General features: G+C 34.2%; 10 protein-coding genes. All 10 read left to right on the top strand.

The genetic code is table 11. The features are described from left to right. Positions 1 to 136: 136 nt before the first annotated feature. The 10 genes from QLQ95_RS06015 to QLQ95_RS05970 all read left to right on the top strand — a co-directional run bounded on the left by QLQ95_RS06015 (position 137) and on the right by QLQ95_RS05970 (position 14,353). Positions 137 to 2,530: a ribonucleoside-diphosphate reductase subunit alpha gene (locus QLQ95_RS06015; protein ID WP_482503042.1), complete on the top strand. Its 2,394-nt coding sequence runs from the start codon at positions 137 to 139 to the stop codon at positions 2,528 to 2,530. A gap of 114 nt (positions 2,531 to 2,644) precedes the next feature. After that, a complete protein-coding gene (locus tag QLQ95_RS06010; RefSeq protein ID WP_320494115.1) occupies positions 2,645 to 3,121 on the top strand; it encodes a hypothetical protein in 477 nt (158 codons plus the stop codon). A gap of 26 nt (positions 3,122 to 3,147) precedes the next feature. Continuing rightward, positions 3,148 to 3,420: a hypothetical protein gene (locus QLQ95_RS06005; protein ID WP_320494114.1), complete on the top strand. Its 273-nt coding sequence runs from the start codon at positions 3,148 to 3,150 to the stop codon at positions 3,418 to 3,420. A gap of 197 nt (positions 3,421 to 3,617) precedes the next feature. Further along, a complete protein-coding gene (locus tag QLQ95_RS06000; RefSeq protein ID WP_482503039.1) occupies positions 3,618 to 5,015 on the top strand; it encodes a DUF1800 domain-containing protein in 1,398 nt (465 codons plus the stop codon). A 12-nt stretch (positions 5,016 to 5,027) separates the two neighbouring features. Next, positions 5,028 to 6,194, top strand: coding sequence for a DUF1501 domain-containing protein (locus QLQ95_RS05995; protein ID WP_482503037.1), 1,167 nt, complete (start codon positions 5,028 to 5,030; stop codon positions 6,192 to 6,194). A gap of 475 nt (positions 6,195 to 6,669) precedes the next feature. After that, positions 6,670 to 7,497 carry a prephenate dehydratase gene (locus QLQ95_RS05990; RefSeq protein WP_482503036.1) on the top strand — a complete coding sequence of 276 codons (828 nt, stop codon included), beginning with the start codon at positions 6,670 to 6,672 and terminating at the stop codon, positions 7,495 to 7,497. Positions 7,498 to 7,667: 170 nt separating this feature from the next. Next, on the top strand, positions 7,668 to 8,813 hold the full coding sequence (locus tag QLQ95_RS05985) for a pyridoxal phosphate-dependent aminotransferase (RefSeq protein WP_482503035.1): 1,146 nt from the start codon (positions 7,668 to 7,670) through the stop codon (positions 8,811 to 8,813). Between the two features lie 190 nt (positions 8,814 to 9,003). Further along, the gene (locus QLQ95_RS05980) at positions 9,004 to 9,864 is read left to right on the top strand and encodes a prephenate dehydrogenase (RefSeq protein WP_482503033.1); all 861 of its coding nucleotides are present in this window, start codon (positions 9,004 to 9,006) and stop codon (positions 9,862 to 9,864) included. 12 nt (positions 9,865 to 9,876) lie between these two features. After that, entirely contained in the window at positions 9,877 to 10,959 is a 1,083-nt protein-coding gene (locus tag QLQ95_RS05975; RefSeq protein ID WP_095928247.1) for a bifunctional 3-deoxy-7-phosphoheptulonate synthase/chorismate mutase type II, read from the top strand. 220 nt (positions 10,960 to 11,179) lie between these two features. Further along, complete coding sequence (locus QLQ95_RS05970; RefSeq protein WP_482503032.1) at positions 11,180 to 14,353, top strand: VIT domain-containing protein; 3,174 nt, start codon at positions 11,180 to 11,182, stop codon at positions 14,351 to 14,353. Positions 14,354 to 14,474: the final 121 nt, after the last annotated feature.

Raw genomic sequence — 14,474 nt, 5'->3', positions numbered from 1 at the left:
AATTTCGAATTTGAAATGAGTAACTATTGAGAATTTGGTAATTCTCCAAAATTAATTTAAAAACACGCAATGTTTAAGTACTAGGGCTCGTTCTCTAGATACTTTCATTTTTTCAATAACTAATAAAGGTAAGCTTATGTATGTAGTAAAAAGAGATGGCCACAGAGAGCCCGTAATGTTTGATAAGATTACAGAAAGAATCAAAAAATTGTGTTACGGCTTAAATGAGCTTGTAGATCCAGTTAAGGTAGCGATGAGAGTTATCGAAGGATTGTATGATGGGGTTTCGACTTCTGAGTTGGATAATCTTGCAGCAGAAACGGCGGCTTCTATGACAATTGCGCATCCAGATTATGCTCAATTGGCAGCTCGTATAGCTATTTCTAATCTACATTCAAATACTAAAAAATCTTTCTCTGAAACGATGAAAGATATGTACAACTATGTGAATCCAAGAAATGGACAAGACGCTCCATTAATTGCTGACGATGTGTACAAAGTAATTCAAGAAAATGCTGCTTTTTTAGATTCTCATATTATTTATACAAGAGATTTTAATTACGACTACTTTGGTTTTAAAACTTTAGAGCGTTCTTATCTTCTTAAAATAAACGGAAAAATCGTGGAGCGTCCACAGCACATGTTAATGCGTGTTTCTGTTGGTATTCACTTAGACGATTTAAAATCGGTAATTGAAACTTACGATTTAATGTCTAAAAAGTTCTTTACGCATGCAACGCCAACGTTGTTTAATGCAGGAACTCCAAAACCTCAAATGTCTTCTTGTTTCCTTTTGGCAATGCAAGATGATAGTATTGATGGTATTTACGATACATTAAAACAAACAGCAAAAATCTCGCAATCTGCGGGAGGAATTGGACTTTCTATTCACAACGTTCGTGCAACTGGATCTTATATTCGCGGTACAAACGGAACTTCAAACGGAATTGTTCCGATGTTGAGAGTTTTCAACGATACCGCTCGTTATGTAGATCAAGGTGGTGGAAAACGTAAAGGAAGTTTTGCGATTTATATCGAAACTTGGCATGCTGATATTTTTGATTTCTTGGATTTGAAGAAAAATACAGGAAAAGAAGAAATGCGTGCGAGAGATTTATTCTTCGCGATGTGGACTTCAGATTTATTCATGAAACGTGTTCAGGAAGATTCAACTTGGACTTTAATGTGTCCAAACGAATGTCCAGGATTATATGATGTTTACGGAGATGAATTCGAAGCATTATATACTGATTACGAATTTAGAGGAAAAGGAAGAAAAACAATCCGTGCTCGTGAATTATGGGAGAAAATCCTAGAATCTCAAATCGAGACAGGAACGCCATATATGTTGTACAAAGATGCAGCAAACCGTAAATCGAACCACAAGAATTTAGGAACTATTCGTTCTTCTAACTTGTGTACAGAGATTATGGAGTTTACTTCTAAAGATGAAATTGCAGTTTGTAACTTAGCTTCTATCTCATTGCCAATGTTCATCGAAAATGGACAATTTGATCATCAAGCACTTTACAATGTTACAAAACGTGTAACTCGTAACTTGAACAAAGTAATCGACAGAAACTACTATCCAGTAAAAGAAGCAGAAAACTCTAACATGCGTCACCGTCCGGTTGGATTAGGAGTGCAAGGTTTAGCTGATGCTTTCATTATGTTGCGTATGCCGTTTACAAGCGATGAAGCTAAAAAATTGAACCAAGAGATTTTTGAAACTTTATACTTTGCAGCCGTAACCGCTTCTATGGAAATGGCAAAAGAAGAAGGACCATATTCAACTTTTGAAGGTTCTCCAATGTCACAAGGAGAATTCCAATACAATATGTGGGGAATGAAAGATGAAGAATTATCAGGCCGTTGGGACTGGGCTTCATTAAGAAAAGAAGTGGTAGAGCATGGAGTTCGTAACTCGTTGTTAGTTGCGCCAATGCCAACTGCATCGACTTCACAGATTCTTGGAAACAACGAAGCTTTTGAACCATATACATCAAACATTTACACACGTCGTGTATTGTCTGGAGAGTTCATCGTGGTAAACAAACATTTACTAGAAGATTTAGTAAAACTAGGTTTGTGGAACGAAGATTTGAAACAAGAAATTATGCGTCATAATGGTTCTGTTCAAAACATCAATATCATTCCGCAAGACTTAAAAGATCTTTACAAAACAGTTTGGGAAATGTCGATGAAAGATATTATCGACATGTCACGTCAAAGAGGATACTTTATTGACCAGTCTCAATCTTTGAACTTGTTCATGCAGGATGCAAACTATTCTAAATTGACTTCAATGCACTTCTACGCTTGGCAGTCTGGTTTAAAAACAGGAATGTATTACTTAAGAACAAAAGCGGCTGTAGATGCGATTAAATTCACATTGAACAACGATAAAAAAGAAGAAACAGCTCCATCTTTAGTTGCAGAAACGGAAGCAATCAGTGTTGAGGATTATAAAGCAATGCTTTTAAAAGCACAAGCGGCAGATCCAGAAGATTGTGAGATGTGTGGGTCTTAATCTTTTTTAGAAGAAAGAAAATAGAGTAAAGAGGAAAGATTTATTCTTTGTAATAGAAAGCAGTTATTGTAATGATAGCTGCTTTTTTTGTTAAATTGTATTTAAACAATGTGTATGAATAAGATTTTAGGGTTAGTTTTTTTATTGTGCCTTATTTCATGTAAAGAAAAGGTGGAGCACGTGCAAACTCAAAAAGAAAATAATATAGAGGAAATTAATCAAGATGAGGTTAGAACTATAAGTTCTAGGACAACAAATTATGATACATTAATTAATCGGGTTAAAAAGCATGGTGATGTTGATGCTTATGATGAACTTTTTTATAGTTTTAAAGATTGTTGTTTTCGTGAAAGTACAGATAGTGTAATGGTGTACGCGAAAATTATGGCGGAGAATTTTAATTATGAAAGAGCTTACTATGATTATTACGATGCTATTTTAGAGAAACATGCAATAGATCATACCAATTTTCCTCAAATTGATATTAGTAAAATGGAAAAAAAGGATAAGCAAAAATTAGAAAACTGGTTTAAGTTTATGATAGAAAGAAAGCAAATTAATCAACAAACATTGGATTCTATTAAAAGATAATAGGTCAATTTTTTAATCAAAAAATTATGAATGCTAATTTACATGTCACTAATAATAAAAATGAATATTATCAATTGGCAATGCAATATTTTCAAAATATAAATCGCGCGGAATATGGAGATATTAATTATGATGACATTCTTTCAAAATCTATTTCAATTTTAATTGATCATGGTTTTATTCCTACTCCTTGTATTGAAATCAAATTAGAACTTTCTAAAGCTGAAAAAAAGATTGGTAATTATTTTCTTTATGTTGATGAAAATAAAAAATTTATAGATGAATTTCTAATAATATAGCCCGTGGTTGAAACCACAGGCTATGTTTGATTATAATTGTTTAATATTCTGAAAACAATATCCCCAAAAATTCCCCGTTCTAATTATTACCAAAGACTTTTCAAAACTCAGCACCTTAGAATCTCAGCGACTTAGCATCTTTAAAAGAATTAAACCTTTAAAAGAAACTCAAGTCTTATTGTAATAATTTCTGAACAATGAAAAAAAGCAGTCTTTGGTCCCTTCGATTAGGTTTTTCAGGAAAACAAACTTCAAAAATTGAAAAACTCGGCTTAGAAAAATTTCTAAAGCAATCCTATAAATCAAAATTTGATACAACAGTTCCAGACTTTCTGCAAGATCAGCCTAAAACCACTTTGGAGCTGAAACAAGTTCGGGAAATAATCAAGACTTCCGGTCCCGAAACCAAGAAAGAAATTCAGAAAAAAGAAAATCAAGCCACTGCCGAATTTAAAAGATGGTGGATTGCGAAAATGCGTAATGACGAATTACCGCTTCGCGAAAACATGGTTTGTTTCTGGCACAATCATTTTGTTTCGACTTCTCAAAAAGTAAAAATCAATTACTGGATTTATCAGCATAATATGATTTTGCGCGAAAATGCCTTTGGAAATTTTAAAGAATTAACCAAACAGATTCTAAAATCAAATGCCATGGTTCGGTATCTCGATAATGGAGATAATAAAAAAGGTAAAGTGAATGAAAACCTAAGCCGTGAATTACTCGAATTGTTTACAATCGGAATTGGAAATTATACCGAAGACGATATTAAAAACGGCGCAAAAGCTTTGGCCGGTTTAAATGTCGGAGATGAAGGTGCAGTTTACAGAAAAAATATAGAAGATAATAGCGATAAAATCTATTTCGGAAAAACCGGAAATTGGAAAGCGGATGATTTAGTCGATATTATTTTCGAACAGAAAAACATTCTGTATCTCATTACACGAAAAATCCTGAAATGGTTTATTTATGATAATCCGCCCGAAGATTTAGTAGTTTATTATGGCGATTATTTCCGAAAGCAAAAGTTTGAGATCGAACCTTTATTGACTAAAATCTTTACGGAAGAATTCAAAAAAGAAAATTCTGGAAATAAAATCAAAAATCCGCTGGTTTATATTTTACAGCTTTGCGACGAGTTGCAAATTGAAAATGTTGATGATGCCGCAATTATGGCGTTTATAAAACAGCAGGGAATGGATTTGTACAATCAAGTAAATGTAAAAGGTTGGGACGGCGGAAATTCTTGGCTGACTTCGCAGATTTATCTTCAAAGGAGCAATACAGCCGATTTATTGTGCAGCGGAAAAAGTCTGAATCGAAGAGTTTTGAAAACAATGATGAACGGAGTTGAAAAAGAAAAATCGGAATATGAAAAAACTGCTGTAAAAGTCGCTTTTGATTCGGATGGAAATAATAAAACGATTATTTCTGAATTGTCAGACCGATTATTATTTGCCGTTAATGATTCGGAACAAAAGGATATGGAGAATCTGCTGAAATACGATTTTGATCCTAAAGATCCACACGCCGATTTTGCTGTGGTCCGACTTTTAAATTATATCTCAAAACTTCCCGAATATCAATTAATCTAAAAAGCAGTAATCATGAACAGAAGAAATTTTCTAACACTGACCGGAACTTTTACAGGCGGACTGCTGGTGCTTCCTGATTTTTTACATGCTTTTGGTTCTCAGAACAATTTGATTGTGGGAGAGCAATGTGTCGTTTTTGTACAGCTGAATGGCGGAAACGATGGTTTAAATACTTTTATTCCGTACGATGATCCGTTGTATTACGATTTAAGAACGAAGATTGCTTTAAATAAAGATTTGGTTGTTGGAAAGAATAAAGGAATGGCCTTTCATCCTTCGTTAAAAGATTTTGCTCAAATGCAGCAAAATGGAGATTTAACGGTAATTCAGAATGTGGGTTATCCAGAACCTATTCGTTCGCATTTTAGAAGTCAGGAAATCTGGCAGACGGCAACCGATTCTAATAAATATATAAATGAAGGCTGGCTTGGAAGATTTCTGGATTTGCAATGCAACGGACATCAAGCGACGGCTGGAATCAATTTAGATTCGATTGATAATTTGGCTTTAAAAGGAGTGGAGCCGAATTTTATAACGGTAAAAGATCCAGACCGATTTAAGGTAAAATCAAAAGATGAAGATGTAACTTTATCTAAAAATCCGCATTTGGATTTTGTTCGAAAAATAGCCAATTCGGTTACGGAGGGTTCAGATGAAATCCAGAAAGCTTTAGTGAAGTCTAAAACGGAAATCAGTTATCCGAAAATAGAATTATCTAAAAACTTGGAATGGATTGCTCGATTAATAAAAGGGAACTTAAATTCAAAAGTATATTACACATCGCTTAACGGATTTGATACACACGATAATCAGCTCTCAATTCACGAAAGAAAATTGACAGATTTAAATGATTCCTTATATAGTTTTTATTCTGATTTAAAACAATCGCAATTATTGCAGAATGTTACAGTCGTAGTTTTCTCCGAATTTGGAAGACGAGTAAAAGACAACGGAAACGGAACCGATCACGGAACTGCAGCGCCAATGTTTATCATCGGAGGAAATAATAAAGGAACCATTTTAGGAAAAAACCCAAATTTAGCCGACTTAGATAATGGCGATTTGAAATACGAAATAGATTTCAGAAGTGTTTATGCTTCTTTATTAAAAGAAAAAATGGACTTCGATTATTCAAAAATCGGGATTTCTAATAAACCAGTTTTAGGGCTGTTTGCATAATCGCAATCTTTGTCGATTTACGAGTGTGATTTCTCCCTTCGGTCGAAATGACAATAACACTAAGTAATCTGTGTGATTAGATCTAATTTTACAGAGATTTGCGCTAATTCGGGGATTCGTGGCAAAAAAAAACTTAGCATCTCAGCAACTTAAAACCTCAGAATCTCGTTTTAATATTCTCATTTTAAGTCGATTTTTTTATATTATCATACAAAACCTCCTAAATTTGTTAAGAAATCCCTTTTTGTTTCATAAAATGCAATCTTTTTTTTGGCGCACTAAAAATAATTTATACATTCGCAGAGAATTTAAAACAAAACACAAACAAAATGGCAAGTAACCGTTTTTATTTTAGCAACTCTTTTTATTTCTTCTTTAGTAGAAGTGAGGATTGTGCTATGGTTATTTGAGAAAATTTAAGACAAATAAAACTAATATACAATCCTGATGCAAATCAGGATTTTTTTTTGACTATATGACAACGAAAATTGCAATACAAGGTATTAAAGGATCATTTCATCATCAAGTTGTGAAGGAGTATTTCTCTGAAAATGTGGATATTGATGAGTGTTTGTCTTTTGAAGAATTGATCGACAGCCTTATTGCCGGAAAATCTGATCAGGCGGTTATGGCGATCGAAAATTCGATTGCAGGGCCAATTATTCCGAATTATGCATTGATTGACAAGAATAATTTGCACATAATTGGAGAGCATTATTTAAACATTCAGCAGAATTTAATGGCTTTAAAAGGTCAGAAAATCGAAGATATAAAAGAAGTTCATTCGCACCCAATGGCACTTTTGCAGTGTATGGATTTCCTGAAACAATATCCAAATATCAAATTGGTTGAGGATAAAGATACAGCCGAAACGGCAAGAAGAATTCAGGAAAAACAATTGACTGGTATTGCAGCAATTGCAAGCGTAACGGCTTCTGAAATGTATGATTTGGATATTATTGCATCATCGATTCAAACGATCAAAAACAATATGACCCGTTTCGTAATCATCAAAAAACAAAATTCATTTTTGCCAGAAAGCGAAATCAATAGAGCCTCTGTAAAATTTGAATTAGATCATAAAAGAGGAAGCTTAGCAGCAGTTTTAAATGTAATGAGCGACTGCAAACTGAATTTGACAAAAATTCAGTCGCTTCCAAAAATTGAAACGCCTTGGAAATATTCATTCTTCGTTGACGTAACATTCGAGAAATACGAAGATTTTGCAAAAGCCAAAGCATTATTAAACATCATGGCAGAATATTTTAAAGTGTTGGGAGAATATAAAAATACGAAACCATAAAAAAGGAAATTCCAAAATTTTGAAATGCCAAATTCCAATTGTCAGGCTGAGCGAAGTCGAAGCCCACGTTCCAATTGGAAAGCCCTTTGACTTCGCGCAGGAGGATAAAAAAAGAAAAAGCACATAGCTTACGGCCTAAAGCCTAAAGCATTTTTTAATAAAAAATAGAAATGATTACAACAGCAAAACGATTAGACACAGTTGAAGAATACTACTTCTCATCAAAATTGAGAGAAGTTCGTCAGTTGATGTCTGAAGGAAAATCGATCATCAATATGGGAATTGGGAGCCCTGATTTGAGTCCGTCAAAAGCAGTAATTGAAGCAGTCGCTGCGGCAATTCAAGATGAAAACGGACATGGTTATCAAAGCTATCAGGGATTACCAGAAATGAGGCAGGCGATGGCAGATTTTTATCGTGATCAGTTTGGTGTTGAAGTGAATCCGAATAATGAGATTTTACCTCTTATGGGTTCGAAAGAAGGAATTATGCACATCTCGTTAGCATTTTTAAATGAAGGCGATCATGTTTTAATTCCGAATCCAGGTTATCCAACTTATACTTCGGTAACTAATTTGGTTCAGGCAGTTCCAGTTTATTATGATTTGAAAGAAGAAAATGGATGGGAACCTGATTTTGAAGCTTTAGAAAAATTAGACCTGTCAAAAGTAAAAATTATGTGGCTGGGTTATCCGCATATGCCAACAGGAGCGAGAGGAAGTTTAGCGTTATTTGAAAAATTGGTTGCTTTTGCTAAAAAACACAACATATTATTGATCAACGACAATCCGTATAGTTTTGTTTTGAATGATAATCCGATGAGTTTATTGCAGGTTGAAGGCGCGAAAGAAGTAGCTTTAGAATTGAATTCACTTAGTAAAACGTTCAACATGGCCGGATGGAGAGTAGGAATGGTTTTAGGAAATCCTGAAATTATCGATGCAGTCCTAAAAGTAAAAAGCAACATGGACAGCGGAATGTTCTACGGAATTCAAAAAGGAGCAATCGCCGCTTTAAAATGTGATAAATCTTGGTTTGAAGATCAAAACAAAATTTACAGACGCCGTAGAGAATTGACGGAGAAACTAGCAGAAAAATTAAACTGCAAAGTGTATAAAGAAGGAGTTGGACTTTTCGTTTGGGCAAAACTTCCAGAAGGAATAGAATCAGCAGAGAAGTTCATTGACGAAATATTATATGAGAAACATATTTTCATTACACCGGGAACCATTTTTGGAAGCAACGGCGAAGGTTATATCAGATTCTCATTGTGTGTGAAAGAAGAAAAAGTACAGGAAGCGATAGATCGATTTTAGTATTAAGACTTTAGAATTAAGTATTAAGATTTTATCCAGATTGTCAGGCTGAGCGGAGTCGAAGCCCTTGGCAATTGGAACGCCCTTCGACTTCGCTCAGGGTGACAAATTGAAAAGTAAGATCTGGAATTTGGACCCGAGCGATAGCGAATAGACGAAGCAATTTTAAAACTTGGAATTTAAAAAAGATATGAGAGTATACGTAATAGGAATAGGGTTAATAGGCGGTTCGATGGTGCTAGACATAAAAGGACGTTATCCTGATGCGACTATTTTAGGAATCGATAGTAACGAACAGCATTTGCAGCAAGCAATTGAGTTGGGAGTTATTGATGAAGCTGGAAGTTTTGAAGATTTGCAAAAAGCAGATTTTGTAATTGTTTCGGTTCCAGTAGATGTAGCGCTGACGGTTTTGCCTAAAGTTTTGGATTCGGTAGGAGATAAAACAATTGTTTTTGAAGTAGGATCGACTAAAAAGCCAATTTGTGAAGCAGTAGCCAATCACCCAAAAAGAAGAAATTTTATTGCAACGCACCCAATTGCCGGAACAGAGTTCTCGGGACCATCAGCAGCGATAAGAGGCTTGTTTCAAGGAAAAACAAACATTATTTGCGAAGTCGAAAAGACAGCTTTTAAATTACAAGAAAAAGCATTAAATCTTTTTACTTCAATCGGAATGAGAATTCGATATATGGATCCCATTTCACATGATAAACACATTGCCTATGTTTCGCATTTATCGCACATTAGTTCGTTTATGCTAGGAAAAACGGTAATGAATAAAGAAAAAGACGAACAGGATATTTTTGATATGGCGGGGAGTGGATTTGAAAGCACTGTTCGTTTGGCAAAAAGTTCGCCCGCAATGTGGACACCAATATTTAAACAAAATAAAGAATACGTTCTTGAAACTTTAGAAGCTTATATATCAAACCTGAGTCGGTTTAGAGATTTGCTAAAAGAAGAAGATTACAACGCCATTTTTGAAGAAATGGAAAGCACAAATAAAATAAAAGAAATACTAAACGGATTAACAACAACTAAAAAGTAAATTAGAATTAAGATGGAAAATAAGAAAGAAATGAGAAAGTGGTTAGAAGATTTCAATTTAAATCACCCACTTGTGATAGCTGGACCTTGTAGTGCAGAAACTGAAGATCAGGTTTTGAAAATCGCTCACGAATTAAAAGATTCAAAAGTTAGTGTATTCAGAGCTGGAATCTGGAAACCAAGAACTCGTCCAGGAGGATTTGAAGGTGTTGGTGAAATCGGATTAAAATGGTTGCAAAAAGCAAAAGCTGAAACTGGTTTATTAATGGGAACTGAAGTAGCAACTGCAGCTCACTGTAAACTAGCTTTAGAACACGATATCGACGTTTTATGGGTTGGTGCTCGTACAACTGCAAACCCTTTCGCAGTTCAAGAAATTGCTGATACGTTGAAAGGTACAGATAAAATTGTTTTGGTTAAAAACCCAGTAAACCCAGATTTAGCTTTATGGTTAGGTGGTGTTGAGCGTTTACACATGGCTGGAATTGAGAAATTAGGTGTTATTCACAGAGGTTTCTCTACTTACGAAAAAACAAAATACAGAAACATTCCAGAATGGCAGATTGCTATCGAATTGCAAAATAAATTCCCTGATTTGCCATTAATCATCGACCCATCTCACATTACAGGAGATCGTAAAATGATTTTTGAAGTAACTCAAGAGGCTTTAGATTTGAACTACGATGGTATGATTATCGAAACGCACTACGATCCAGATAATGCTTGGTCTGATGCTGCGCAACAAGTAACTCCAGATTCTTTGAAACAAATCATTAAAGATTTGACGATCAGAAAAACGGATGATACTACAGACGAGTACAGCCAAAAAATGACTAAGTTAAGAGCTAACATCGACGTTTTGGATGCTAACTTATTAGAATTGCTAGGAAAACGTATGAAAGTGGCTGACGAAATTGGTCAAGTGAAAAAAGATGCAAACGTTGCGATTCTTCAAAACAACCGTTGGAACGAAATCTTAGGAAAAATGATTTTGGAAGGTGAGAAAAAAGGTCTTACTGAAGAATTTGTTTTAAGAATGTTCAAAGCAATTCACCAAGAAAGTATTGGTCACCAAGAGAAAATTTTCAACGCATAATTTTCTTTCAAACCATATAAATGATATAAGTTAAATTAAGTTTTGAAAAAAACTTGTTATTGGGTTCAATTATATCACACATTTAAAATTAGATTGTTTTTTATATTAAATCTCCATTGCTTTCGGGCTTTGGAGATTTTTTTTTGAAAATAAGTAATATCTTCCCAACCTTTTATCGTTTTTTGTTCTCTATAACAATATGAACCTTAATTTTTGTATCATGAAATTAAAATTGTTTTCGTCTATGCCGCGCATTTTTCAAATGAATTTGAAGGTATTGTTTTTCTTTCTCGTTTTTACGGGCACAAAAACTTTTGCACAAAGTCCGGAGCTTACCGTTAAAGGAGAGGAAGCTGAGAAAGTAAGAATGAGTCAATTGAAAGTCAATGTGAAAATCGTTGGCAATATTGCTTACACTACAGCCGAAATGCATTTTTTTAATTCGGGAAATCGTCAAATGGAAGCAGAGCTTATTTTTCCGTTGCCTGAAAATGTTTCGGTTTCTAGATATGCGATTGATATTAATGGAAAACTGCGAGAAGCTGTTCCGGTAAATAAAAATAAAGGGAAACAAGTTTTTGAAGCCATCGAACATCGTCGTGTCGATCCAGGATTGTTGGAAAAAGTCGATGGGAACAATTTTAAAACTAGAATTTATCCGTTAATGCCAAATGGTGAACGAATTGTTGTTATTGGTTACGAAGAAGAACTTTCGGCTTCAGACAAAGATAATTTGGCGTATCAGCTTTTGAGCCGTTATCCTAAAAAGTTAGATAAATTTGAAATTAATGTTTCGGTTTTAGGTGCCGCTGCAAAACCTGTTGTGACGGGAGATTCTGAAAAAGAAATTGTTTTCTCAAAATGGAATCAATCTTTTGAAGCTTCTGAAAAGAAAGAAAACTATCAACCTGCTGAAAAATTACTTTTTAAAATTCCAATTCAGCAAGATATTCCGAGTGTTGTAATGCAGAATGCTGGTGGGCAATATTATTTCTACGGAAATGCTTTTGTCGATGGAGCTAAAATGGCAAAGAAAATTCCAAGTTCAATTGGTTTGATTTGGGACAATTCATTGAGCTGTCAAACGCGTGATTTGAAAAAAGAATTGGATTTGTTAGAAGCTTATTTTCAGAAAATAAAAAATACGAAAGTGACTTTATACTTTCTGAATTATACTTTCGAAAAACAAAAAGAATTTGTGATTTCAAATGGAAATTGGTCTGAATTAAAAGCAGTTTTAGAAAAAACAAAATATGATGGAGGAACACGTTATTCGCAGATTAGTTTTGAAAATCAGAGTGAATATTTGTTTTTCTCTGATGGATTATCTTCATTGAGTGACAATCTTTTGCCAAAAACTAAAAAACCTGTTTATGCCATTACCTCTTCTGTTTCTGCAGATTTTGCTTTTTTGAATTTTTCTTCAATGAAAACGGGAGGTAATTTTATCAATTTAAATCAGATAAATGCAGAAACGGCTTTGGATAAATTAACAAATACAAATTTGAAGTTTCTAGGCATAAAAGAGAATTTAACCGTAACCGATTTATTTCCAATGGAAGGAACTTCGGTTTCGGGGAATTTTAGTTTTTCAGGTATTTCTTTGAATCCAAAAAATGAAATTACCTTGTTATTTGGCTATGATAATGAAGTTACTTTAGAAAAGAAAATTACGCTTGATGCAACTGTTCAAAATTCTAATGATGTGAATGTTGAAAAACTTTGGGCACAGAAAAAAATTGCCAATCTTGAATTGCAATACACTAATAATGCAGATGAAATTGAGCTTCTTGGAAAGAAATTCGGAATTGTAACCAAAAACACATCATTGATTGTTCTCGAAAATGTTCGTGATTATATTATGTACGATATTTTACCGCCAGCAGAATTACGTACTGAATTTGATTTAATTAAAAAGCAGGAACATGATACAAGTCTTGCACAGCAAAAGAATAATTGGGACAGTATCGATAGTTATTTTTCAGGATTAAATACTTGGTGGAAAAAAGATGTTAAATACAAAGGACAAAAAATTGCATCTAAGTATAAACACAAAGGACAAGTTCCACCGCCACCCCCAGGGGCAAGACACAGAGATGGGGATATAACAATTGGAACTGAAACTATAAAAGGAGATCCAGATGCTGTTTTAACGGTAGATGAACCTGTTGGTAGAGGAATAGCTGTAGCTGTTGAGGAAGATAATAATGTATATAATATGGCTCCTCAAGACAATTCTACACCTGTAGTTACTGAATTAAAAGATAAAAAAGTTGGAAGTGAGGAAATAGTAGTCGTAGGGTATGGAACTCAAAAAAAATCAGAGGTAACTGCCGGTTATGTTGCAGAAAAAGCAATCGTATCTGGACTTACAAATAATACAGCACAAGCACTGGAAGGGAAAGTCGCAGGAGTTGATGTTCAGTCGGCAAATGAAACATCACTAACATTTAATTACTCTGTTAGTGATACATTGACCTTTGATTCCAAAAACAAAGACAAAAAATGGAATCCAGACAGATTGTATTTAAAGGCTTTAGCAAAAGCTCCAAAAGAAAAACAATACGATTTGTATTTCGAATTGAGAAAAGCTCAGGAAAGAAATCCAAGTTTTTATTTTGATGTGGCGTACTTTTTCTACAATCAGGGAGATGTTAAAAAAGCATTGCTGGTTATCAGTAATATTGCCGATTTAGGTTTAGAAAATCATCAGCTTTATAAAACATTGACTTATACTTTGAGACAATGGAAAGATTATGACGATGCCTTGTTTACTGCAAAACAAGTTGTAAAATGGAGATCTCACGAACCTCAGAGCTTAAGAGATTATGCTTTGGCGCTTGAAGATGCTGGAAAATATCAAGAAGCGTTTGATGAATTGGTAAAATCGCTTGAAGTGAATTATTATGGAGAAATGAGCGGACAATACGAAGGTATTGAAGATATTGTTTTGATGGATGTTAATCGTTTAATGTCTGAGCATTCTGGTTTAAAAACGGGAAAACTAGACAAAAAATACCTTGCTAAAATGCCGGTTGATATCAGAGTTATCATGAACTGGAACCAAATGGATATTGATTTAGATTTACATGTAATTGAGCCAACAAATGAAGAATGTTATTACAGCCATACTTCAACACAAATTGGAGGAAGATTTTCAAAAGACTTCACAGAAGGTTACGGCCCAGAGCAATATATCATCAGAAATGCGATAAAAGGAAAATATCAAATCAAAACTGATTATTTTGGTGAAAGCGAATTAACCGAAAATGGTCCAGCAACAATTATGGTTGAAATTTATACCACAAAAGCGGGCAAAGTATCGCGAACTTTAAAAACAATTCAGCTAGGAAAAGTAAAAGAGAATGAAACTTTAGCCGAAATAGTTTGGTAAAGTCTGCAAATTAAGGATATGTCTCTCAAATTTAAAAGGCGAAATTGCGTTGTTCCATTCTAAAAACGTAATTTTGCCTTTTATTTTTTAGGTTTTAAAGCGTAATCTAAAATCTAAAATT

It is taken from the genome of Flavobacterium sp. B330r (assembly GCF_056824325.1).
This window is presented reverse-complemented; position numbering and strand designations above follow the sequence as displayed.

Excerpts from the sequence above, each read along its gene's own strand:
- QLQ95_RS05985 (WP_482503035.1), top strand. The coding sequence starts at position 7,668 with ATGATTACAACAGCAAAACGATTAGACACAGTTGAAGAATACTACTTC.
- QLQ95_RS05975 (WP_095928247.1), top strand. The coding sequence starts at position 9,877 with ATGGAAAATAAGAAAGAAATGAGAAAGTGGTTAGAAGATTTCAATTTA.
- QLQ95_RS05995 (WP_482503037.1), top strand. The coding sequence starts at position 5,028 with ATGAACAGAAGAAATTTTCTAACACTGACCGGAACTTTTACAGGCGGA.
- QLQ95_RS06015 (WP_482503042.1), top strand. The coding sequence starts at position 137 with ATGTATGTAGTAAAAAGAGATGGCCACAGAGAGCCCGTAATGTTTGAT.
- QLQ95_RS05980 (WP_482503033.1), top strand. The coding sequence starts at position 9,004 with ATGAGAGTATACGTAATAGGAATAGGGTTAATAGGCGGTTCGATGGTG.
- QLQ95_RS05990 (WP_482503036.1), top strand. The coding sequence starts at position 6,670 with ATGACAACGAAAATTGCAATACAAGGTATTAAAGGATCATTTCATCAT.
- QLQ95_RS06005 (WP_320494114.1), top strand. The coding sequence starts at position 3,148 with ATGAATGCTAATTTACATGTCACTAATAATAAAAATGAATATTATCAA.
- QLQ95_RS05970 (WP_482503032.1), top strand. The coding sequence starts at position 11,180 with ATGAAATTAAAATTGTTTTCGTCTATGCCGCGCATTTTTCAAATGAAT.
- QLQ95_RS06000 (WP_482503039.1), top strand. The coding sequence starts at position 3,618 with ATGAAAAAAAGCAGTCTTTGGTCCCTTCGATTAGGTTTTTCAGGAAAA.
- QLQ95_RS06010 (WP_320494115.1), top strand. The coding sequence starts at position 2,645 with ATGAATAAGATTTTAGGGTTAGTTTTTTTATTGTGCCTTATTTCATGT.